Origin of the sequence: Pseudomonas sp. NFACC51 (genome assembly GCF_900103575.1) — a bacterium.
Classification (GTDB): domain Bacteria; phylum Pseudomonadota; class Gammaproteobacteria; order Pseudomonadales; family Pseudomonadaceae; genus Aquipseudomonas; species Aquipseudomonas fluorescens_Q.
In genome coordinates, this window is record NZ_FMXH01000004.1 from 289,672 (window position 1) to 312,405 (window position 22,734).

The following is a 22,734-nucleotide window of genomic DNA, read 5'->3' on the forward strand; positions in this document are numbered from 1 at the left end:
ATCCGGCACGCCGGGAGCATGGGCCAGATATGAAAATCCCACAGCCACCTGCAAGGCGACTGTGGGATCGGTGCAGCAAGCGGCCGCGTTACTTGATCCGCTGGCCCGGCTTGGCGCCGCTGTCAGGGCTCAACAGGTAGATTTCCTCGCCGCCGGGGCCCGCCGCCATCACCATGCCTTCGGAGATGCCAAAGCGCATTTTGCGCGGCTTGAGGTTGGCGATCATCATCGTCAACCGACCTTCGAGCTTGGCCGGGTCCGGGTAGGCACTCTTGATCCCGGAGAACACGTTGCGTTGCTCGTCGCCGATGTCCAGGGTCAGGCGCAGCAGCTTGTCGGCGCCTTCGACGGCCTCGGCCTTGACGATCAGCGCCACGCGCAGGTCAACGGCGGCGAAAGTGTCGAAGTCGATTTCCGGCGACAGCGGGTCCTTGGCCAGTTCGCCGTTCCCGGCAGGTGCACCGGTGTCGGTCTGGCTGGCGGCCAGGTCTTCCTTGGAGGCGTCGGTCATGGCTTGCACCTTGGTCGCGTCGATACGGGTCATCAACGGTTTGAACGCGTTCAACTGATGGTTGCTCAGCAGGGTCTGGTGATCGTTCCAGGTCAGCGGTGCGACGTTGAGGAACGCCTCGGCATCGGCGGCCAGCAGCGGCAGCACTGGCTTGAGGAAAATCACCAGTTGGCGGAACAGGTTGATGCCCAGGGCGCAGATCGCCTGGACTTCGTCCTGCTTGCCTTCCTGCTTGGCCAGGGACCAGGGCGCCTTGTCGGCGATCCAGGCATTGGCGCGGTCGGCCAAGGCCATGATCTCGCGCATGGCCCGGGCAAAGTCGCGGCTCTCATAGGCATCGGCGATGCTTGGCGCCGCGGCCAGGAAAGCGTCGGTCAGCTCCGGCGCGGCGTTGCCGGCTACCAGAACACCGGCGTTGCCTTTGTGGATAAAACCGGCGCAGCGGCTGGCAATGTTGACCACCTTGCCCACCAGGTCGGAGTTGACCTTCTGCACGAAGTCTTCGAGATTCAGGTCCAGGTCGTCGACGCCACGGCCGAGCTTGGCCGCGTAGTAGTAGCGCAGGTACTCCGGCGACAGGTGGTCCAGGTAGGTCCGGGCCTTGATGAAGGTGCCGCGGGACTTGGACATCTTCTGGCCGTTGACGGTCAGGTAGCCGTGGACATTGATGCCGGTCGGCTTGCGGAAGCCGGCGCCTTCGAGCATGGCCGGCCAGAACAAGGCGTGGAAGTTGACGATGTCCTTGCCGATGAAGTGATACAGCTCGGCAGTGGAGTCCTTGCCCCAGAACGCGTCGAAGTCCAGCTCCGGTGTGCGGTTGCACAGGTTCTTGAAACTGGCCATGTAGCCGATCGGTGCATCCAGCCACACGTAGAAATACTTGCCGGGCTCGTCGGGGATCTCGAAGCCGAAGTACGGCGCATCGCGGGAAATGTCCCACTGCTGCAGGCCTGCATCGAGCCATTCGGCGATCTTGTTGGCGACGGCGTCCTGCAGGGTGCCGCTGCGGGTCCAGGCTTGCAGCATCTGCTGGAAGTCCGGCAGCTTGAAGAAGAAATGCTGGGAGTCCTTGAGCACCGGCGTCGCCCCGGAAATCGCCGATTTCGGGTCCTTCAGGTCGGTCGGTGCGTAGGTGGCGCCGCATTTTTCGCAGTTATCGCCGTACTGGTCTTCAGTGCCGCATTTCGGGCAGGTGCCCTTGATGAAGCGGTCGGCCAGGAACATTTTCTTTTCCGGGTCGAAATACTGGGTGATCGAACGGGTAGCGATGTGCCCGGCGTCACGCAGCTTCAGGTAGATCTGGCTCGACAGCTCACGGTTTTCTTCGGCGTGGGTGGAGTGGAAGTTGTCGAAATCCACCAGGAACTCGGCAAAGTCGGCGCTGTGTTCAGCCTGGACGTTGGCGATCAGTTGTTCCGGGGTGATGCCTTCCTTTTCCGCACGCAGCATGATGGCCGAGCCGTGGGCGTCGTCGGCGCAGACATAAATACATTGGTTGCCGCGATGCTTCTGGAAGCGCACCCACATATCGGTCTGGATGTATTCCAGCATATGGCCGAGGTGAATCGAACCATTGGCATAGGGCAGGGCGCTGGTGACGAGGATCTTGCGTGGCTCGGACATGGGGCTCGGCTACTTGATGAAACGGAGGTCGGCCACTATAAAGCGCTGGCGGCTTTTTTTCACCCTGTGAGCCTGTTTCCAGATGCTGGCAGGGCTTGTGTGGCGAGGGAGCTTGCTCCCGCTGGGTGGCGCAGCCGCCCCAATCAGTCAATCCTCAATCTCCTTTACTGCCTGATGGCGACTGCTGCGCAGTCGAGCGGGAGCAAGCTCCCTCGCCACACAAGCAGGTGGGGCGTAGGATAGCGGCCTGTTTTCAAGTCTTGCTATCGGAGTTGCCCATGAGCGCCGTCAATCGCGCAGCGGTGGAAGCCGTCCTTCGCCAGTACACCGACCCCTACCTGAACCAGGATCCGGTCAGCGCCGGATGTGTGCGCACCATCGACATCCAGGGCGATCGCGTCAGCGTCCAGCTGGAAATCGGCTACGCCGCCGACCTGTTCAAGGGTGGTTGGGCGCAGATGCTGCAAATGGCGATCGAGGCCCTGGACGGGGTGAGCGCCGCCAAAGTCGACGTCACCAGTGTGATCGCCGCCCACAAGGCCCAGGCGCAGGTGCCGGGGCTGGCGAACGTCAAGAACGTGATCGCCGTGGCCTCGGGCAAGGGCGGCGTGGGCAAGTCCACCACTGCGGCCAACCTGGCCCTGGCCCTGGCCCGTGAAGGGGCGAAGGTCGGGATTCTCGATGCGGATATCTACGGCCCGAGCCAGGGCATCATGTTCGGTGTTGCCGAGGGCACCCGACCGCAGGTCAAGGACCAGAAGTGGTTTGTGCCGATCCAGTCCCATGGCGTGGAAGTCATGTCCATGGCGTTCCTCACCGACGACAACACGCCGATGGTCTGGCGCGGGCCGATGGTGTCCGGTGCCTTGTTGCAATTGGTCACGCAAACCGCCTGGGGCGACCTGGATTACCTGGTGATCGACATGCCACCAGGCACCGGCGATATCCAACTGACCCTGGCGCAGAAAGTCCCGGTGGCCGGTGCGGTGATCGTCACCACGCCTCAAGACCTGGCCTTGCTGGACGCGCGCAAGGGTGTGGAGATGTTCCGCAAGGTCAACATCCCGGTGCTGGGCGTGGTGGAGAACATGGCCGTGCACATCTGTTCGAACTGCGGGCATGCCGAGCACCTGTTCGGCGAAGGTGGCGGGGAAAAACTGGCGAGCCAGTACGGCGTCGAATTGCTGGCTTCGCTGCCGCTGTCGATGCTGATCCGCGAACAGGCCGACGGCGGCAAGCCGACGGTCATCGCCGAACCGGACAGCCAGATCGCCATGGTCTATCAGGAACTGGCCCGCCACGTGGGCGCGCGGATCGTGTTGCAAGAGGCCGCTTCACCGATGATGCCGAACATCACGGTCAGCGACGATTGACAGGCTGGGCCATCCACTGTGGGAGCGAGCTGGCTCCCACAGTGGATGTGTACGGGCGCTTAGATCCGCAACCCGCCATCCATCTCCAGGATCCGACCGGTGTAGTAGTCGTTCTCGAAGATATACGCCGCCGAATGAGCAATCTCCTCGGGCTTGCCCATGCGCTTGAGCGGAATCCCCGAGGTCATTTTTTCCAGGGCCTCGGGCTTCATGCCCAGGGTCATTTCGGTTTCGATGAAACCCGGGGCAATGCCGGCGACACGGATGCCGTAGCGTGCCAGCTCCTTGGCCCAGGTCACAGTGGCGGCGGCCACACCGGCCTTGGCGGCCGAGTAATTGGTCTGGCCGACGTTGCCGGCGCGCGAGATCGACGAAATGTTGATGATGGCGCCGCTGTTCTTCAGCTCGACCATTTTCGCCGCCACCTCACGGGTGCACAGGAATACACCGGTGAGGTTGACGTCGATCACGGCCTGCCACTGGGCCAGGCTCATCTTGGTCATGTCGCCGTCCTTGACCTTGAGCAGCAGGCCGTCACGCAGGATCCCGGCGTTGTTGATCAGGCCGTGGATCGCGCCGAAGTCCTCGGCGACCCGGGCGACCATGTCGCTGACCTGCTCCTCATTGGCAACGTTGCACAGGTACGCCCGGGCTTCGACGCCCTTGGCTGCACACGCGGCAACCGCCTGGTCGAGTTTTTCCTGGTTGAGGTCCACCAGGGCGAGCTTCGCGCCTTTGCCCGCGAGATACTCGGCCATGGAGCGGCCCAGGCCCTGGCAACCGCCGGTGATAATGATTACTTTGTCAGTGAGTTGCATGCTCATGTCCAGGTGGCGCAGCGATGGAGGGGACCTTTTGGGATGTCTTTCGATTGGCGACCGTGTAGCCCGGTTGCACACGAGAACTGTCCTATCGGTGTATCGGAACATTACTCCAGTCGCCTGACCGTTTTCTAGACGGATTTCATTAAAGGAGTCATAAGTTGAGCGTTGAAGCTGCCAAGCATGCCCGGGAACTGCTGCTCAAGGAATACCGTGGAGTGCTCTCCACTCATTCCAAATCCATGCCCGGCTTTCCGTTCGGTTCCGTGGTGCCCTATTGCCTGGACGAACAAGGCCGGCCACTGATCCTGATCAGCCGTATCGCCCAGCACACTCACAATCTGCAGAAAGACCCCAAGTGTTCGATGCTGGTGGGCGAGCGGGGAGCCGAGGATGTGCAGGCCGTGGGGCGCCTGACCTACCTGGCCGAGGCCCGCAAACTCGAAGACAGCGCCGTCATCGAGGCTGCCGCCGAGCGTTACTACCGCTATTTCCCTGACTCGCAGAACTACCACAAGGCCCATGATTTCGATTTCTGGGTGCTCGAGCCGGTGCGCCATCGCTACATTGGCGGCTTTGGCGCCATCCACTGGATAGACCAGCTCACCCTGGCCAACCCCTTCGCCGGCAAAGCCGAAGCCAGCATGGTCGAGCACATGAATGCCGATCACGCCAAGGCCATTGCCCATTACGTGGAACTGACCGGCCTGCCGAAAAGCGAACCGGCACAACTGGCGGGCATCGACAGCGAGGGCATGCACTTGCGCATTGGCCAGGGCCTGCACTGGCTGGCGTTTCCGACGCCTTGCAACACCCCGACACAAGTGCGCGAAGCCTTGGTTTATCTGGCTCACGCCGAGCAATGGCCGAAAAATGCCGAGGTCGACGCTTGAATTCACGAAAGGGCGACGTCATTTAGGGTTTCATAGCAAGGCATTCTTGCGTTGAGGAACCATTTGATGCGCCCTTTTTTGTTGCTCTTTCTGCTGTTCCCGGTGTTGGAGCTGTTCGTATTCGTCAAGGTCAGCGGTGCGATCGGGTTTTTCCCGGCCCTGCTGCTGGTCATTCTCGGCTCGATGCTCGGCGTGTTCGTGCTGCGTATCGCCGGCCTCGCCACGGCATTGCGTGCCCGTGAAAGCCTGAACCGCGGCGAGCTGCCCGCCCAGACCATGCTCGAAGGCCTGATGCTGGCCCTGGGTGGCGGTCTGTTGATCCTGCCAGGCTTTATCAGCGACGTGTTGGGCCTGGTCATGCTGTTGCCGTTCACCCGTAGGCTGCTGGCCAATAAAATGCGCCAGCGTGCCGAAGAGCAGGCGATGCGTCAGCGCGCCTTCGCCGATGACCTCCAACCCCGTGGCGGCCCGGCTCCGCGAGAGCCTATGGGCCGCGAGCCCAATGTGATCGAAGGCGAATTCGAACACCGGGATTCCAAGTAAAACCTTCAGCACGGCGCCTTCGGGCGCCGTGCTCGTTTTGGTGGCGCGGAGCAAAAAAATTTCTGTCCCCGCCCTTGTAATCCACTTGTGCGCCCTTATGTAACGGTCACCGCAAGGTTTCCGGTGGTGACACCGGGCAGACTTCCGCGGTTCGACTGACGAACCGCACCCGGCTCCGCCGGCTTTGTTAAACCCGCCGGGACTACACCGGCCGATGAAAACCAAAAATTAGGAGAGATCGACAATGAAGCTTCGTCCTCTGCATGACCGCGTCGTCATCCGTCGCAGCGAAGAAGAGAAGAAAACCGCTGGCGGTATCGTCCTGCCAGGTTCGGCTGCTGAAAAAGCCAACCACGGTGAAGTTCTCGCTGTAGGCCCAGGCAAGGCACTGGAAAACGGTGAAGTACGTGCGCTGGCCGTGAAAGTGGGTGACAAGGTTGTGTTCGGCCCTTACTCCGGCAGCAACACAGTGAAAGTCGACGGCGAAGACCTGCTGGTAATGAGCGAGAACGAAATCCTCGCTGTTCTCGAAGGCTGATTCCCCCGCCCATTTTCCCGTTACTACAAAGTATTTAAGGAATATCGATCATGGCTGCTAAAGAAGTTAAATTCGGCGATTCCGCCCGCAAGAAAATGCTCGCCGGTGTCAACGTCCTGGCTGACGCAGTAAAAGCGACCCTGGGCCCGAAAGGCCGTAACGTGATCATCGAGAAGAGCTTCGGCGCTCCGACCATCACCAAGGACGGCGTTTCCGTAGCCAAGGAAATCGAGCTGAAAGATCGCTTCGAAAACATGGGCGCGCAGCTGGTCAAAGACGTTGCCTCCCGTGCCAACGATGACGCCGGTGACGGCACCACCACCGCCACCGTACTGGCTCAGTCGATCGTCAACGAAGGCCTGAAAGCCGTCGCTGCCGGCATGAACCCGATGGACCTCAAGCGTGGTATCGACAAGGCGACCATCGCCATCGTCAAGGAACTGAAGGGTCTGGCCAAGCCTTGCGCTGACTCCAAGGCGATCGCTCAGGTCGGCACCATCTCGGCCAACTCCGACAACTCCATCGGCGACATCATTGCCGAAGCCATGGAAAAAGTCGGTAAAGAAGGCGTGATCACCGTTGAAGAAGGCTCGGGCCTGGAAAACGAACTGTCGGTTGTAGAAGGCATGCAGTTCGACCGTGGCTACCTGTCCCCGTACTTCGTCAACAAGCCGGACACCATGACCGCCGAGCTGGACAGCCCGCTGATCCTGCTGGTGGACAAGAAGATCTCGAACATCCGCGAAATGCTGCCAGTGCTGGAAGCCGTTGCCAAAGCTGGCCGCCCACTGCTGATCGTGGCTGAAGACGTTGAAGGCGAAGCCCTGGCGACCCTGGTTGTGAACAACATGCGCGGTATCGTCAAAGTGGCTGCCGTCAAGGCACCAGGCTTCGGCGATCGTCGCAAGGCCATGCTGCAGGACATCGCTGTACTGACCGGCGGTACCGTTATCTCCGAAGAGATCGGCCTGAGCCTGGAAAGCACCACCCTGGAGCACCTGGGTAACGCCAAGCGCGTGATCCTGTCCAAGGAAAACACCACCGTGATCGACGGTGCCGGCGTTGAGGCTGACATCCAGGCTCGCGTTACCCAGATCCGCGCACAAGTGGCCGAGACCTCGTCCGACTACGACCGTGAAAAACTGCAAGAGCGTCTGGCCAAGTTGTCCGGCGGCGTCGCAGTGATCAAGGTTGGCGCGGGTTCCGAAGTTGAAATGAAAGAGAAGAAAGCCCGCGTTGAAGACGCCCTGCACGCTACCCGCGCAGCCGTCGAAGAAGGCGTGGTACCTGGCGGTGGCGTGGCTCTGGTTCGTGCCCTGCAAGCCATCAGCGAACTCAAAGGCGACAACGATGACCAGAACGTCGGCATCCAGTTGCTGCGTCGCGCTGTAGAAGCTCCGCTGCGCCAGATCGTTGCCAACTCCGGCGACGAGCCAAGCGTTGTGGTCGACAAGGTCAAGCAGGGTTCGGGTAACTACGGTTACAACGCTGCCACCGGCGAATACGGCGACATGATCGAAATGGGTATCCTGGACCCGGCCAAAGTGACTCGTTCGGCTCTGCAAGCGGCTTCGTCGATTGCCAGCCTGATGATCACCACCGAGGCGATGATCGCTGAAATCAAGGAAGACGCTCCAGCTGGCGGCGGTATGCCAGACATGGGCGGCATGGGTGGCATGGGCGGCATGATGTAAGCCAGCCTTACCCCTGTAGCGAAAAACCCCGCCTGCGAAAGCAAGCGGGGTTTTTTATTGCCTTGGATTTATCCCGGCATTGAGCTGGGCCCAGCTGTCTCTGTGCCAGCTGTTTCTGTGGGAGCAAAGCTTGCTCGCGATCACGGTGGGTCGGCTTGTCAGGATGCTGAAGCGGCCCTCGCAATCGCGAGCAGCTTTGCTCCCACAGGGTTTGTCCGGGGGGCTTTCAGGTATTGGCGGGACTGGTTACAGCTACACGATCAGCCGTGGCGGCCGGTCGGTACAGGATGTAGGAGTAACACCCCAGGCAGATCAGCCAACAGAACACCGCCGTCCACACGTTATGGGAAAAGAAGTGCGCCCCTTGCATCATCCGCCCCAGGGAAAACACCGTTCCCAGCGTAAAGGCGAGTACCAGGGCTTGGCGGGCCAGGCGTGGACGGCGGTCGCGTAGCACAAAAAACAGCGCAAACAACGTGAACCCAGTGGCGGCGTGACCGCCGGGCCAGCATCGACCGGGTTTGTCCGTGGCCGGCCGTGGGCTGAGCAGTTCGCTATAGGTTTCCTTGCCACCGAATTCCTTCAGGCTCCAGGGGCATTGCACTGCTGTCACCGCTTTCATCGGCGTGACGAAGGACGTCGCCAGTGCCAGGGACAGCACCAGGCAACCGAGCTCGCGCTTGAGCGGTTTGAGCCGGGTGATGAAGAACGAGCTGATGAATCCCAGGACCGCCAGCATGGAAAATACGATCACCACCTCTTTGGCCCGGTCGTGCAGGATGTCCTCCAGGAAAAAGCTGTGTCGACCGATAAATCCACCCGCCATCGGGTCGTAAAACAGCTTCGCCAGGTCCATGTCCAACGTGGTCAGTTCCAGTAACACCAGAATCGCTGCGACAGCGGCAGGCAGACCGAGGGCAATCCAGAAATTCAGGGGCCTGGAAGCGGGGCGGATGGCGGTGGAAACCATGGCAGTACCTTTGGTGGTGGGGGCGTAAGCAGCGCGATGCGCAGTCTGGTCTGCGTTGCGTCGGGACGGTGTGAATGTTGGGTGAAAAACTCGTCAATGCCTTGCAGTCTGGCTGTGGGTCCAGGCTGCCACAGCCGATACAATCCTAGCCGTCAGCCAAACTTGGCCGTAAGCTGCGCGGGCCAAGATGGCCGTTAACTGTGTACGCAGAGGTGCCCATGCGAATTCTATTGGTCGAAGACAACCGCGATATCCTGGCCAATCTGGCCGATTACCTGGGGCTCAAGGGCTACACCGTCGATTGTGCCCAGGACGGTTTGTCGGGGTTGCACCTGGCCGCGACCGAACACTACGACCTGATCGTGCTCGACATCATGCTGCCGGGCATCGACGGCTACACCTTGTGCAAGCGCCTGCGCGAAGACGCCCGACGCGATACACCGGTGATCATGCTCACCGCCCGGGATCAGTTGGACGATCGTTTGCAGGGCTTCAAGTCCGGGGCCGATGACTACCTGATCAAACCGTTTGCCCTGTCGGAACTGGCCGCACGGATCGAAGCTGTCATGCGTCGGGCCCAGGGCGGTGGCCGCCGTGCCTTGCAGGTTGGCGACCTGAGCTACGACCTCGACACCCTGGAAGTGACCCGTGAAGGCAAGCTGCTCAAGCTCAACCCTGTAGGCCTCAAGCTGCTGGCGGTACTGATGCAGAAAAGCCCCCACGTGCTGCGCCGCGAAATCCTCGAAGAAGCCTTGTGGGGCGATGACTGCCCGGACAGCGACAGCCTGCGCAGCCACGTCCATCAACTGCGCCAGGTGATCGACAAACCGTTCGACAAACCGTTGTTGCACACCGTACATGGCGTCGGCTATCGCTTGGCCGAGGGCCGCGATGGAGTTTAAGCAGAGCCTCGCCCAACGGATCATCATCGCCTTTGCGCTGATGAGCGCACTGGTGGCAGGCGCTTTCGCCATGGGCATCGTGGCGACGGTCCACCTGGTGGAAGAGAAGCTGATTTCCGCCGGGCTTGGCGGTGATTTGCAACGCCTGCTGTTGATGGACAGTGTCTCGGACTGGAACCATCGGCCGGAACCCGACCAGTTGTTTTATTTCAGCGGCGGCCCGGGGGACTTCGAGTTGCCCAAGGATCTGCACCATCTGGAGCGCGGTTTCCACGAGGTGTTTCGCGAGCAGTTGTCCTATCACGCCATGGTAGAGATCGTTGATGGGCGGCACTACGTGTTGCTGCAGGACCAGAGCGATTTCGAAGAGCGCGAACGGGTGCTGTTCGCCGTGGTGCTGGTGGGTTTCGTGCTCAGCCTGGCACTGGCGGTATTTTTGGGCTGGGTCTTGGCACGCCGGGTAATGGCGCCCGTGGTTCGCCTGGCTCGGCAAGTGCGTCATCGCGACCAGCTGCTGGGACTCGCGCCGCCGCTGGCCCCGGATTATGCCGCCGATGAGGTGGGTGAACTGGCGGTGGCGTTCGATGCCACATTGGGGCGTTTACGCCAGGCCTTGACCCGCGAGCGGTTGTTCACCAGCGACGTGAGCCACGAGTTGCGCACCCCGTTGATGGTCCTGGCGACCTCCTGTGAGTTGCTGTTGGAAAACCCGGCGCTGGACCCGCGCGGTCGTACCCAGGTCGAGCGCATCAATCGGGCCAGTGAAGAGATGCGCGAGCTGGTGCAGACCTTCCTGATGCTCGCCAGGGCCGAGCGTGAAGACAACGGCATGTCGCCTCGACTGACCTTGGGGCAGGTGGCCGAGAACCTCCTTGGCGTGTGGCGTGCCCCCATCGAATCCAAAGGTCTGACGCTGATCTTCGAACCAGGGCAACCCGTCGACACCCTGTATAACGCCACGTTCCTGACGGCCGTGATGGGCAATCTATTGCGTAACGCCCTGCACTACACTGACCAGGGTTTTATCCGCCTGTCGCTGACCACCACCGGATTCGTGGTCGAGGACAGCGGCGTGGGGATTCCAGAGGAGAAGCGCGAGGCGATGTTCGAGCCGTTCGTGCGCGGAAACGAAAAACGCGGTGAGGGATTGGGATTGGGCTTGTCGCTGGTGCAGCGCATCTGCGAGAACCAGGCTTGGACAGTCAGCCTCAGTACGATGGAGCCCAATGGTTGCCACTTCGAGGTGGAATTGAATCCAGAGGGCTAAACCTCCATGCCGAAAAGTCTTGTAAACATTGGAGCGTTTACCTGACTTTATTTTCACAAAGGCATGACATTCCGATCCATAAGGTGGGGCCGATCAGTCATCGAGACCCGCCTAATGTCCAAACCCATCAAGCTGGAATTTTCTGAAAAATACGACGAGCAGCACGCCAGGGAATATTTTCATAAGCACCGCCGTGGCTTGAGTCGCCGTCTTTCCAATCAGCGAGATCAACAACTGGCCCGGCGTGCATTGGCCCTCGTCGCAGACCCCGGCCTGGTCCTGGACCTGCCCTGCGGTGCCGGGCGCTTCTGGTCTTTGTTAGCCGAAAAGCCGAATCGAGTCATCATCGGCGCGGACAATTCCGAGGCCATGCTCAAGACCGCAATGGAGGCTCAACCGACCGATGTGGTGAAACGGGTACAACCCTTGCACACTTCTGCGTTCGACATCGCGTTGCCTGATAACGCCGTCGATAGCATTTTTTGCATGCGTCTGTTGCACCACATCGGTGAACCCGCGCACCGACTGGCGATTCTGAAGGAATTCGAGCGTGTCAGCCGCGACAGCGTGATCGTTTCATTGTGGGTTGATGGCAATTTCAAGGCCTGGAAACGCAAGCGTCTGGAGCGCACTCGTGCGCAGAAAGACTACCAGAATCGATTTGTGTTACCGATAGATACAGTAGAAGAAGAGTTTCGGCAGTCTGGGTTTCGCATTCAGGAACGGCTGGATTTCCTACCGCTCTATGCCATGTGGCGAGTTTATGTATTGCGCAAGAGGTAAGGGCATGGGTGTACAGGCAGCAGAACCATCAATGTTTCTTCTCGACGACTTTGAACATTTCTGGAGTCAGCAGGGTGATTGGGTGGAAGAACCTAATGTACGTCGCGGTGGTGAAAGCGGCGTGCAGCGGATCAAGAGCAAGGATGGCAAGCTGCTTTATGCCAAGCGTCAGACCGGACATATTTATCGCAGCTGGCTGCACCCATTCGGTAGACCGACCGTGCTGCGCGAGCAAGACGCACTCCTGGCGTTGACCCGACTGGATGTTCGCGTCCCCCAGCTCATTTTCTGTGGCGCCCAATGGGACCCGGTTCACCAGTGGCGTGCGCTGCTGGTAACCCAGGCGCTGGAAGGTTTTGAAGAGATCGAGCACTGGTATGCCGGGGGTGGTCGCGAGCGCCATGGCGAAGCGGTGCATGATCAAATCCTCCTGGCACTGGCTGAAAACCTGGCTCGCATGCACAAGGGCCGTTGGCAACATGGCTGTATCTACATCAAGCATGTCTTTGTGCGCGTGAGCGGGGAGGGCGAGGCGGCCAAGGCCGAAGTGGCTTTGCTCGATTTTGAAAAGTGTCGCCAGCGTCTGACCGCCCAACGTGCGGCATCCCATGACCTGAAGCAGTTGCGGCGCCACTCGTCGTTCAGCGAGGCTGACTGGAAAAAACTGGTCTATTTTTACGAGGCGGCGTTTGGCAGCGCTATCAAAGGTTTATAGCGATGAAACTAGAAATTGCTAGAGGTTTGTTTTTAGTCGGAGCCCTGGCAGTTGCGTCGTTGGCGTTGGCTGTCTGGGAACAGCCTCGTTCGCAGATCCTCAGTGCCTCCAACGCTGGCGCTCACTGCCCTTTGCCAAGGGTAGCCAAGGCCAGCGAGGCGATCCGACCGGATAACGATCTGTTGCTGTTCATGTTCAGCCTGTCCCAAGGAATGAGGCCGCAGAGTTGAACATCACGAAGCCCAAAAGGCCTCGCTTGTGCGAGGCCTTTTTTTCCTGCCGCAATCTCCAGTCGAGCACTGAAACCTGTGGCGAGGGAGCTTGCTCCCGCTGGACCGCGAAGCGGTCCCAATCGATTGCTCAGGTAGCCTTGGTGCATTGACGACTGCTTCGCAGCCGAGCGGGAGCAAGCTCCCTCGCCACAAAAAACCTCCTGTTCCCTTCTGGCCGCCTTCAGGGTTTATCGGGCTTGGCCAGCAGCGTGTAGACGCAAGGCAACACGAACAGCGTGAACAAGGTGCCAATCGACATCCCGGTGGCGATCACCGTGCCAATGTCGAAGCGGCTCACCGCCCCGGCGCCTGTGGCGAAGATGAGCGGCACCATGCCGAACACCATCGCAGCGGTGGTCATCAGCACCGGCCGCAGACGAATCGACGCGGCTTGTTCCACGGCTTCCCGCGGTGTCAGGTTCTGTTCCCTGCGCAGCTGGTTGGCGAATTCGACAATCAGGATCCCATGCTTGCTGATCAGGCCAATCAACGTCACCAGCCCCACCTGGGTATAGATGTTCATGCTCGACCAGCCGAGGAACAACGGAATCAAGGCGCCGCAAATCGACAACGGCACGGTCACCAGGATCACCAGCGGGTCCCGGAAACTCTCGAACTGCGCGGCCAGCACCAGGAAGATAATCGCCAGGGCCAGGGCAAAGGTCACCCACAACGCGCTGCCTTCCTGTACGAATTGGCGTGAAGCCCCGGCGTAATCGAAGGCGAACCCCGCTGGGGCTTCCTCCCGGGCGATCTGGCGGACGGTCTCGATCGCCTCGCCCATGCTTACGACGGGAAAGCCCGAAATGGTCACCGCATTGAGCTGCTGGAACTGGTTCAGCTGTCGCGGTCGCGCCCGGTCGCTGACCTTGATCAGGGTCGACAGCGGGAGTGATTCACCCTTGGCATTTTTCACGTAGTAGTTGTTCAACCAGTCCGGGTTGTCCCGGAAGGGGCGTTCGACCTGGGCAATGACCTTATAGCTGCGCCCCTCGAGGGTGAAGCGGTTGATCTCGGCTTCACCCAGCAGTGTCGCCAGGGTACCGCCCAGATCCTGCATCGAGACGCCCATCTGGGCGGCCTTGGCGCGATCGATATCCACCACGACTTCGGGTTTGTCGAACGCCAGGTCAATGTCCATGAAGGCGAACTTGCCGGATTCCAATGCGCGCTTTTTGACACGCTCGGCAATCTCCAGCAGCGTCGCATAATCCTTCGGCGAGTTGATGACGAACGCAAATGGCAAGCCTTCGCCAGTGCCCGGCAGTGAGGGCAGGTTGAAACCGAAGATCTGCAAACCAGGCACGCTTTCGAGCTTGTCCTGGACCTCTGGCAGGATTTCCATCTGGGTGCGGCTGCGTTCGTTCCAGGGCTTGAGCAGGAAGCCGCCGATGCCCGACTGTACGCCGTTGTAGCCGTTGATCTGGAACGAGGAGTAGTACTCCGGGAACTCCTTGAAGATGGTAATGAAGTGATCGGTGTAGGTGTTCAGGTAGTCGAGGTTGGTTGGCTGCGGGGCGTTGGCCATCATGAAGATGATGCCCTGGTCCTCGTCGGGGGCCAATTCGGACTTGGTGAACATGATCAGCACCGGGATCAGCAGCAGTACGATCACGGCGAACACCAGTACCACCGGCCGGGTGTTGAGCGTGCCGTGAAGCATGCGCTGGTAACGGCTCTTCAGACGCTCGAAAACCATGTCCAGCCGATGGGCCAGCCCCGAGGGGTTCTCATCGTGGCGCAGGAGCATGGCGCACATCATCGGTGACAAGGTCAGGGCGACGATGCCGGAGATCACCACCGCCCCGGCCAGGGTCAATGCGAACTCCTTGAACAAAGCGCCCGTCAGGCCCTGGAGCAGGCCGATCGGCGCGTACACCGCCGCCAGGGTGATGGTCATCGAGACCACCGGCATGGCGATTTCCCGGGCACCTTCTATCGCGGCGTCGAATGGTGTCTTGCCTTCCTCGATATGCCGGTGAATGTTCTCCACCACCACGATGGCGTCGTCCACTACCAGGCCGATGGCGAGCACCATGGCCAGCAGGGTCAGGAGGTTCATCGAGTAGCCCATCAACTGCATGAAGAACATCACGCCGATCATCGACAGCGGGATGGTCACCACCGGGATGACCACCGAACGCAGGGCGCCGAGGAACAGGAACACGACGACGATGACGATCAGCACCGCCTCGAACAGGGTTTTCACCACTTCGTCGATCGAGGCCTGGATGAACAGGGTGGCGTCGTAGGCAATCTCGGCCTTGAGGTTGGCCGGGAGCTGGGCCTCCATGTCCGGCATGATCTTGCGTACTTCCTTGATCACATCCAGCGGGTTCGCACCGGGTGTGGCCTTGATCCCTATGTACACCGAGGGTGTGCCACCAAAGGAACTGATGGTGTCGTAGTTCTCGGCGCCCATTTCCACGCGGGCGACGTCTCGCAGCAACACCCGGCTATCGCCGTCGGTCTTGAGCGGGATCGCGGCGAAGGCCTCGGCGGACTTGAGTTCGGTGTTGGCGTTGATGCTGGTGACGATGTATTCGCCTTTCACTTCACCGGCGGCGGAGAGGAAGTTGTGCTGGCGCACGGCATTGGTTACGTCGGCGGCAGTCAGGCCGAAGCCGGCGAGCTTGACCGGGTCCAGCCACAGGCGCATGGCGAAGACCTGGTTGCCGAGGATCTCCGCCTCGGCCATGCCGGGCAATGTTGCCAGCTTGGGCTGGATCACCCGTGACAGGTAGTCGGTGATCTGCGGGTTGTTCAGTTCCTTGCTGAAGAAGCTGATGTACATCAGTGCCGAGGCATCGGCGGCCTCGCGGCTGAGGACCGGGTCCTCGGCATCCTGGGGCAACTGGTTCTTGACCTCGTTGGCCTTGGCCAGCAGTTCGGTAAAGAGCCGGTCGCTGTTGGAGCCGATGCGGGCATAGACCGAAATCACCGAGAAGTTCTGGCGACTGACCGAGGTCATGTAGTCGATGCCCTCGGCACTGGCGAGGCTCTGTTGCATCGGTTGGGTGATGTAGCCCTGGATGGTCTCGGCGTTGGCCCCGGGGTAGGCGGTGGTCACCGTGATCAGGGCGTTTTCCATTTGTGGATACTGACGCAGGGGCAGCTTGCTCCAGGCCTGGAAACCCAGGAGCACGATCAACAGGCTGACCACGGTGGCGAGCACCGGACGGCGGATGAACGGATCGGTAAAAGCCATGGGGGTTCCTTGATCAGTCCGCGCGCGGCGGGCTGTTCTGTTCGGTCAGGGTCTTGTCGTCGCTGATGGCGATGGGCGTACCGTTATCGAGCTTGATCTGGCCGGCGATCACGACTTGTTCGCCGCTCTGCACACCTTTGGTAACCAGCACCTGCCCGTCGCGTCGCTCGCCGGTTTCAACGAAACGCCGTTCAGCGATCAGGACCGGCTGGCCCTTGTCGTCTTTCTCGACTGTGCCGTCGGCGGCTTTCTTTTGCGCCACCACGTACATGGAGTTGCCGTAGAGGGTGTAGGTCACGGCGCTTTCCGGCACGACGATTCCGGCGGCCACGTCCGGCAGGATCACCTGCAGGTTGGCGAACATGCCGGGCAGCAGCTTGCCGTCGGGGTTGCCCAGGGTGGCGCGCACCAGCACGTTGCGGGTGCTGTCCTCGACCTTGGGGTTGATCGCGCTGATGGTGCCGACGAAGGTCTGCCCGGGATAGGCCGAGACGCTGACGTTGACCGGTTGGGCGACCGCGAGCCTGGGCACGCTTTGCTCAGGTACGTAGAAGTCCACATAAAGGCTGCTGAGATCCTGCAGGGTAGCGATCACCGTGCCGCTGGCCAGGTAGTCGCCGACGTCCACCTGGCGAATGCCGATGGTGCCGCTGAATGGCGCCAGAATCTGTTTTTTGGCCAGCGAAGCCTTGAGCTGGTTGACCGTGGCCTGGTTCTTCTTCAGTTGTGCCGAGAGCCGGTCGAATTCGCCCTTGGAGATCGCCTGGCTGCCCACCAACTGTCGGCCGCGACCGAAATCCAGTTGCGCCAGGCCAAGGTCGGCCTCGGCGGTTTCCAGCAGGGCGCTTTCGACTTCACTATCCAGTTGCAGCAGCGGCTGGCCCGCCTTGACCTTCTGCCCGGACTGGAACTGCACCTTCTGCACGGTCCCGGCGATTTCCAGGCTCAGGTCCACGCCTTGCAGGGCCTTGAGGCTACCGACGGTGGGCAGGCGTGCCTGCCAGGGCTGCTCGATGGCCTTGGCCACGGCCACGCTGACGGGTGGTTTCGGTGCAGAAAACATCTGGATCTGCTGGTAGATGGAGAAGGCCTTGTAGCCGGCGAGCAACAGCACCACCAGCAGGACAACACCCAACATGATCAGCATGCGGCGTCGCAGCATGTTCCACTTCCTTGGAAAAGAGCTGAGAGAAAATACAGATAGGCGGGCACATTACCCTGAGTGTGCGGGCTATTCCAGATGCTGGCGGGCTGGAGGTGCGTGGGATTTTTCCGAAAAATCAGGGAGCTCGGCGCCGATGGGCTTCGCTCCCTGGCTCAGGCCAGATGCAAATGGTTGTCCCAGAGCCCTGCCGGCAGATCCAGCGGCTTTGCAACCAGTTGTGTCTGCCGGCAATCGTAATAACGGCAACGCCCTTGTCCCGACGTCACGACGAAACCGTCGGCCACCGCACCCACACCGGCACAGTCCGGTAAAGGTGCATCCAGGCGCACTTCACCGCTGTCCAGGTCCCAGATGAAAAAGCGGTTGCCACGGGGAGCGGTCAGGGCCACCAGGCGCAGGTCGCTGTGCACGGCGACGCTGGCGGTGTAGTGCCCCATGGCCTGCAATTGTTCCTCAGGCAGGGGGAACGCCTGGAACGGCTGGCCCGGCCGCTTGATCGCTAGCAGTTCCGACGACTCGTGGGCTGCGCCCATGAACTGCTGGCCGGAGACGATGGTGCCGTCACTGGCGATGCCGAGGTGGCGCACGCTGTTCATCGATTGGGCGAGGGTTTCCTTGCTCAGCAGGGTGCCATCGCGTTGCATCAGCACCAGGCTCGGCTCCATGGCGTCGAGGTTCATTTCGACCCGGCTTTCGGCCTCGGTGCGAATGCCGCCATTGGCCACCACCAGGGTTTCGCCGTCAGGCATCCATGAGACCTGGTGCGGACCGATGCCATGGGTGGATATCTCGCCGCTGTGCACCAGCCGCTCGCCTTCGAAACGGTAAACGCCCAACAGGCCGCGTCCCGGGTCGGTGGTGTCGTTCTCGGTGGCGTACAGCCATTCGCCGCTGTTATGGATGACCGCGTGGCCGTAGAAATGCCGGTTCGGCAACGAGGCGATGGTTTGCAGCAGCGCCCCGTCGCGCAGGTCGATCAAGTAGCTTTCGGTGCCTGGACGACGGGCGACGAACAGCGCAATCGGCTGTGTCGGATGATTGATGATGTCATGGCAGCGTTGGCCGACCTGGGTGGCGAACACCCGGGTGCCGTCCAGTCGATAGCCGACGGCGTAGTGCTTGCCGTCGCCATCGTCCCGTGCCGAAAGCAAGAGTGGGTGCTTGTCCTTTTGCTTGAACAGCGTCCAGCCGCCCAGGGTGACGGCACCGAGCAGCAAGCTGCTCAGTGCCAGGACCTGACGTCGAAACATGATCAGTCACCGTCGTTGGCATTGAAGCCCAGTTGAATGCCCAGCGCCTTGGCCAGTTCGCCTTCGTGCAGGCGATGGACGACGTTGAGGCTGTCATACAAATCGTTGAGTTGCTGGCGCCCGGCATCGTCGTTGAGCATTTCAGTCAGCGAACGCTGGCTGCTGGCGAACAACTTCAAGGAGGCATCGTAGGCGGCGTCGATCTTGTCCGCCAACGGTTTCTGGTCGCTGGGCAGCAGGCCGCGCAGACCCTTGTTGTCCACGCCGGCCCAGACAGTCCTGGCCGCGCTCAGGCTGGCCTCCAGGCCTTGCAGCGACGACTGGCTGCGCCAGGCATCGGCCTGGAACGGTTGCGGCACACCCTTGCTCTGGCGGCCCATCGGCGTGCCGAGTTTTTTCTTCAGGGTGTCGAGGGCGGTGACCTGGACCCGCAGCAGGTCAGCGATGGCTTCGTGGGAATCGGCGTAGCGCTGGTTGGGGAATTTGCTCATCTGGGCGAGCATGCCGTCGTTGGTGTTCCAGCGCGACAGGATCTCTTCGGCCAGTTGTTTCTGGCGTTCGCCAATGGCGGTGAGCAGCGGGCAATACTTGGCTTTTTGCGCACTGTCGGCCATGTCGATCTTGGCGTCGAACAGCAGGTATTCATAGGCCGAGAGGCCCTGGACCACTACGCTGGACTTGGCCAGGCCGGCGGCGTCGATCTGTGGCTCGCTGTTGACCAATTGCTCGACCTGACGGCCCACCAGGTTTTTCTTGTCCGGCCAGAACTGCACCTGCCAGGCGCGGTTGCCCTCGGCCAGCGGACCGATCAACAGCGGTTGCAATTCGGCCCAGGCTTTTTGTGCCTTGAGGAAATCGGCGCGGGCGGTTTCCAGGTTTTCCTTGCCTTGGCAGAAAGCCAGGGCGCTGGTCGCCAGTTGCCGGTCGGCGTCGACCCAGCGGCTATAGGTCGGCAGGATCACTTGCTTGGCGATGGCGGCCGAGGTTACGGCTTGTGGATCCTGGGGCGAGCAGGCACCGAGGGCGATGGCGGCGAGGCTGGTGAACAACAGCTTGGGACGGAACATGTCGTGCTCCCACTTCTGGAAAAGGCATTTAAAGGGAATTCAGGAAGGCCAGCAACGCAGTGCGCTGCTCGGCATTGAACGCTAAAACCTGACGCTGCGCCGCTTGTGCTTCGCCGCCATGCCACAGCACGGCTTCGAGCAGGTTGCGGGCCCGGCCGTCATGCAGGAACTGGGTGTGGCCGTTGACGGTTTCGGTCAGGCCGATGCCCCACAGCGGCGGGGTTCGCCAGTCACGGCCGCTGGCCTTGAATTCGCTGCGGTTGTCCGCCAGGCCTTCGCCCATGTCGTGCAACAGCAGGTCGGTGTAAGGGCGGATGACCTGGTTCGCCAACTCCGGTTCGGCGGCGTTGGCGGAGGTGGTGTATTTCGGGGTGTGGCAGGACTGGCAACCGGCCTGGAAGAACAGATTCTTGCCCGCCAGCACCTGGGGTGAATTCACCTCGCGCCGGGCCGGTACGGCGAGGTTGCGACTATAGAACAGCACCAGTCGCAGGATGTTGTCGCTGACTTCCGGTTCGCCATCCGGGCCGTTGCCGCTGGGCGCACGCTTGCAGTCGACCTGGGTCTGGGTGCAGTCGTCGAAGGGTCGCAGGCTTGTCGTCAGGCCCATGTCGCCGGAGAACGCGTGGACGTTCTGCTGGTTGAGGTTGGGCTGTCCGGCCTTCCAGCCGAACCTTCCCAGGACGGTTTTTTGCTGGGCATCGTCCCAGACCTCGTTGGGACGCCCGGCGATGCCGTTTTTCTCCCGGGCCTGGGCTTCGGCGTTTGCGAGGATGGCTTCGTCGGGGATCGCCTCGAGCAGTCCCAGGCCGATCATCGGCGGGGCGACGCGGGCGGAAAAACGCGTGTCCGGGTGCATCGGCCCATAGGCCAGTTGGGTAATCTGCAGGTCCGGCTTGCGTAGTTCCACCACGGTGCCGTCCTTGAAACGCACCGGGACCGGCGTGTAATCGACCCGCACCTTGCCTTCGGGGGCGACGCCGGGCACGGACATGTCCTGTAATTGCCCGCCGTAAACCGGTTCCGGCACGACGCCCAATTGTTCGATGACCTTGGCGTATGGCGGTGTGTCGGGGATCGACAGGCGTACCAGCATCGATACCGCGGTGGTCGCGTCCGGCGCAGGTGGGTGGCCGCGGCCGTCCTTGATGTGGCAGTTCTGGCAGGCGTTGGTGTTGAACAAGGGCCCGAGGCCGTCGCGAGCGGTGGTGGTCGAGGGGGCGATCACCCAGGGGCTGCGGAAGAAACTGTTGCCGACGCTGAAATCCACGCGCCGTGAGGGCGGCAGGTTGGCCGAGGGCAGGGAAAAGGCGTTCTGGTCCGTCTTGCGTACTGTCGCGGCGCCACCGGAACGGGCTTCACCCGGTTCGGCCTGGGTAAAGCGCGGGGCATCATCGCAGGCGCTCAGGCCCAGGGCCATGAACAACGCACATAAACGAAGAGGCAACGACGGCATCGGGCGTCCTGGGAGATGAGTGAAAACGAGGGCGCAAAGTCTAACAGGGCGGGGCTGTTTGAATAAGAGGAATTATCGTTTGGTTGAGGGGGTCGCGCTTGCCTGGCGGCAACACTGCTCACTCAGGCTTGCTCGATTCCCTGTGGCGAGGGAGCTTGCTCCCGCTCGGTTGCGCAGCAACCGCAAAATCTTGGGGCCGCTTCGCAGCCCAGCGGGAGCAAGCTCCCTCGCCACAGGGTGCAGCGTTGCCCTGGAGTCAACAGATCAACTGTTCATTTGCAGGTTACGGCTGGACGACCGCCCCCGGCACCAACGGCAACTCCAGCGTCGCGATGAACCCGCCGCCAGGATGATTGCCCAGCACCAGCGTGCCGCCGTGGCGTTCGGCGGCACGGCGCGCGATGGCCAGGCCCAGGCCATGGCCGGCGGCGGTCTGGCCGGGCGCGCGATAGAACGGCTCGCCCAATTGTCCCAGGTGTTCGGCATCCACGCCTGGCCCGTGGTCGCGCACGCTGATCAGGATCCGTTCACCCTGGCGCATCGCGTGCATCTCGATCGATTGCCCGGCCGGATTGAAGCGCTGGGCGTTGCGCAGCAGGTTGTCCACTGCTCGCTCGATCATGGTCGGCCAGCCCTTGAGGGTCAGGTCCGCCTCGGTTTCGAGCTGCACGGTTTGTTCCGGTGAGGCCAGTTGCGCATCTTTTTGCAGGGTGACCAGCAAACCGTTGAGTTCCACCTCTTCGGCGCTGGCGTTGTCGGCATCGACCCGGGCCAACACCAGGATTTCACTGATCAACGCTTCCAGGCGATCGCATTCGCGGGTCAGGCGTGGCCAGAGCCTTTCACGCTCCTCGGGGCTGGCCCGTTCAGCCAAGGCCAAGGCAATGCGCAGCCGGGCCAGGGGCGAGCGCAGTTCGTGGGACACGTCGCGCAGCAGTTGTCGCTGGCTGGTGATCAAGCTTTGCAGGCGTGCGCCCATGCGGTTGAAGTCAGTGGCCAGTACGCCGAACTCATCCCGCCGGTTGGCCAGCTTGGCGAGGCTGTTCTGCTGATAGGCGGCCTGGCCCAAGTCATGCACCGCACCACGCAGGCGGCTCAGCGGGCGAGTGATGGAAAGCGTCACCAACAGGCTGAACAAGGTCAGCACCACCAGCGCGATCCCCAGCGCACTGAGGGGCCAGAGCAGGCTGTCGCGGTGCCAGGCGTCCAGTTCGGGATGGGGGATGCGGTAGATGAACAGATACGTGTCGCCGGTTTTGGCGCTGGTGAATTCGTCGGTCAGTCGCCGCCAGGGCAGGCGTCGCTCGTTGTTGTTCTGCCGAGCCTCGAAGGCCGCGGCGCGATGTGGGAAGGTGCCGCGCACCACCGGGTCGCCGCTTTCATTGAACACTTGGACGTCGATGTGATATTGACGCTTGCGCTGTTGCAGGATGTCCTGCGCGGCGTCCTCGCCCTGGCTTTCGTAGGTTTGTGTCCACTCTTCGGGCAGGGTGTTGAGACCCGGATGGCGGCTGAGGATCCAGGCGTCCTGATTGAGCATGTGGCCCATCAGGAGCGAAAGCCCTGCAACCAGAGCGATGGCCAGCCAGAAACTGGCCAGGATGCGCCAGAACAATGAACGCACGGTAAATCCTCGAAAACAAAGAAAGCCCAACGGCGACTTGCCGTTGGGCTGGGGGCTTC

Annotated in this window: 19 protein-coding genes; 10 read left to right on the forward strand and 9 right to left on the reverse strand. The window is 61.4% G+C overall.

Going from position 1 to position 22,734, the window contains the following annotated elements; all coding sequences use genetic code 11:
* Positions 1-88 precede the first annotated feature (88 nt).
* A complete protein-coding gene (gene metG, locus BLT00_RS10745) occupies positions 89-2,134 on the reverse strand; it encodes a methionine--tRNA ligase (RefSeq protein ID WP_063324658.1) in 2,046 nt (681 codons plus the stop codon).
* Between the two features lie 278 nt (positions 2,135-2,412).
* On the opposite strand from metG, the gene apbC reads away from it, so the two are divergent.
* Positions 2,413-3,507 (forward strand): iron-sulfur cluster carrier protein ApbC, encoded by a 1,095-nt coding sequence (gene apbC / locus BLT00_RS10750; RefSeq protein ID WP_092145168.1) that lies wholly within the window; start codon positions 2,413-2,415, stop codon positions 3,505-3,507.
* Positions 3,508-3,566: 59 nt separating this feature from the next.
* Here the strand turns inward: apbC and BLT00_RS10755 are convergent, their stop codons facing one another.
* Positions 3,567-4,325: an SDR family oxidoreductase gene (locus BLT00_RS10755; protein ID WP_092145170.1), complete on the reverse strand. Its 759-nt coding sequence runs from the start codon at positions 4,323-4,325 to the stop codon at positions 3,567-3,569.
* 164 nt (positions 4,326-4,489) lie between these two features.
* Between BLT00_RS10755 and BLT00_RS10760 the strand changes: the two genes are divergently transcribed.
* The 4 genes from BLT00_RS10760 to groL all read left to right on the forward strand — a co-directional run bounded on the left by BLT00_RS10760 (position 4,490) and on the right by groL (position 7,996).
* Positions 4,490-5,221 carry a HugZ family pyridoxamine 5'-phosphate oxidase gene (locus tag BLT00_RS10760; protein WP_063324661.1) on the forward strand — a complete coding sequence of 244 codons (732 nt, stop codon included), beginning with the start codon at positions 4,490-4,492 and terminating at the stop codon, positions 5,219-5,221.
* A gap of 66 nt (positions 5,222-5,287) precedes the next feature.
* A complete protein-coding gene (locus tag BLT00_RS10765; protein WP_063324662.1) occupies positions 5,288-5,764 on the forward strand; it encodes an FxsA family protein in 477 nt (158 codons plus the stop codon).
* A gap of 244 nt (positions 5,765-6,008) precedes the next feature.
* A complete protein-coding gene (locus tag BLT00_RS10770; RefSeq protein ID WP_003204913.1) occupies positions 6,009-6,302 on the forward strand; it encodes a co-chaperone GroES in 294 nt (97 codons plus the stop codon).
* A 50-nt stretch (positions 6,303-6,352) separates the two neighbouring features.
* On the forward strand, positions 6,353-7,996 hold the full coding sequence (groL, locus tag BLT00_RS10775; protein WP_063324663.1) for a chaperonin GroEL: 1,644 nt from the start codon (positions 6,353-6,355) through the stop codon (positions 7,994-7,996).
* A gap of 226 nt (positions 7,997-8,222) precedes the next feature.
* On the opposite strand, the gene BLT00_RS10780 is transcribed toward groL, so the two are convergent.
* Positions 8,223-8,966 carry a phosphatase PAP2 family protein gene (locus tag BLT00_RS10780; protein WP_092145172.1) on the reverse strand — a complete coding sequence of 248 codons (744 nt, stop codon included), beginning with the start codon at positions 8,964-8,966 and terminating at the stop codon, positions 8,223-8,225.
* Positions 8,967-9,184: 218 nt separating this feature from the next.
* On the opposite strand from BLT00_RS10780, the gene colR reads away from it, so the two are divergent.
* From colR to BLT00_RS32135, 5 genes are all read left to right on the forward strand, one after another.
* A complete protein-coding gene (gene colR / locus BLT00_RS10785) occupies positions 9,185-9,868 on the forward strand; it encodes a two-component system response regulator ColR (RefSeq protein ID WP_025215158.1) in 684 nt (227 codons plus the stop codon).
* Positions 9,858-11,135 carry a sensor histidine kinase gene (locus tag BLT00_RS10790; protein ID WP_092145174.1) on the forward strand — a complete coding sequence of 426 codons (1,278 nt, stop codon included), beginning with the start codon at positions 9,858-9,860 and terminating at the stop codon, positions 11,133-11,135. The genes colR and BLT00_RS10790 overlap by 11 nt, the downstream gene beginning before the upstream one ends.
* Positions 11,136-11,249: 114 nt before the next feature.
* Positions 11,250-11,918 (forward strand): class I SAM-dependent methyltransferase, encoded by a 669-nt coding sequence (locus BLT00_RS10795; RefSeq protein WP_092145176.1) that lies wholly within the window; start codon positions 11,250-11,252, stop codon positions 11,916-11,918.
* A 4-nt stretch (positions 11,919-11,922) separates the two neighbouring features.
* Positions 11,923-12,633 carry a lipopolysaccharide kinase InaA family protein gene (locus BLT00_RS10800; RefSeq protein WP_092145178.1) on the forward strand — a complete coding sequence of 237 codons (711 nt, stop codon included), beginning with the start codon at positions 11,923-11,925 and terminating at the stop codon, positions 12,631-12,633.
* A gap of 2 nt (positions 12,634-12,635) precedes the next feature.
* Entirely contained in the window at positions 12,636-12,863 is a 228-nt protein-coding gene (locus BLT00_RS32135) for a hypothetical protein (RefSeq protein ID WP_092145179.1), read from the forward strand.
* A gap of 223 nt (positions 12,864-13,086) precedes the next feature.
* Here BLT00_RS32135 and BLT00_RS10815 read toward each other — a convergent pair whose 3' ends face one another.
* The 6 genes from BLT00_RS10815 to BLT00_RS10840 form a co-directional block, all read right to left on the reverse strand.
* On the reverse strand, positions 13,087-16,113 hold the full coding sequence (locus BLT00_RS10815; RefSeq protein WP_092145183.1) for a multidrug efflux RND transporter permease subunit: 3,027 nt from the start codon (positions 16,111-16,113) through the stop codon (positions 13,087-13,089).
* A 13-nt stretch (positions 16,114-16,126) separates the two neighbouring features.
* Positions 16,127-17,275: an efflux RND transporter periplasmic adaptor subunit gene (locus tag BLT00_RS10820; protein WP_092145184.1), complete on the reverse strand. Its 1,149-nt coding sequence runs from the start codon at positions 17,273-17,275 to the stop codon at positions 16,127-16,129.
* 155 nt (positions 17,276-17,430) lie between these two features.
* Positions 17,431-18,528: a DUF1513 domain-containing protein gene (locus BLT00_RS10825; RefSeq protein WP_092145186.1), complete on the reverse strand. Its 1,098-nt coding sequence runs from the start codon at positions 18,526-18,528 to the stop codon at positions 17,431-17,433.
* A gap of 2 nt (positions 18,529-18,530) precedes the next feature.
* A complete protein-coding gene (locus BLT00_RS10830; protein ID WP_003204891.1) occupies positions 18,531-19,595 on the reverse strand; it encodes an imelysin family protein in 1,065 nt (354 codons plus the stop codon).
* A gap of 28 nt (positions 19,596-19,623) precedes the next feature.
* Positions 19,624-21,051, reverse strand: a complete 1,428-nt coding sequence (locus BLT00_RS10835) for a di-heme oxidoreductase family protein (protein ID WP_092145188.1) — start codon at positions 21,049-21,051, stop codon at positions 19,624-19,626.
* A 283-nt stretch (positions 21,052-21,334) separates the two neighbouring features.
* Positions 21,335-22,675 carry a sensor histidine kinase gene (locus tag BLT00_RS10840; protein WP_063324673.1) on the reverse strand — a complete coding sequence of 447 codons (1,341 nt, stop codon included), beginning with the start codon at positions 22,673-22,675 and terminating at the stop codon, positions 21,335-21,337.
* Between the last annotated feature and the right edge of the window lie 59 nt (positions 22,676-22,734).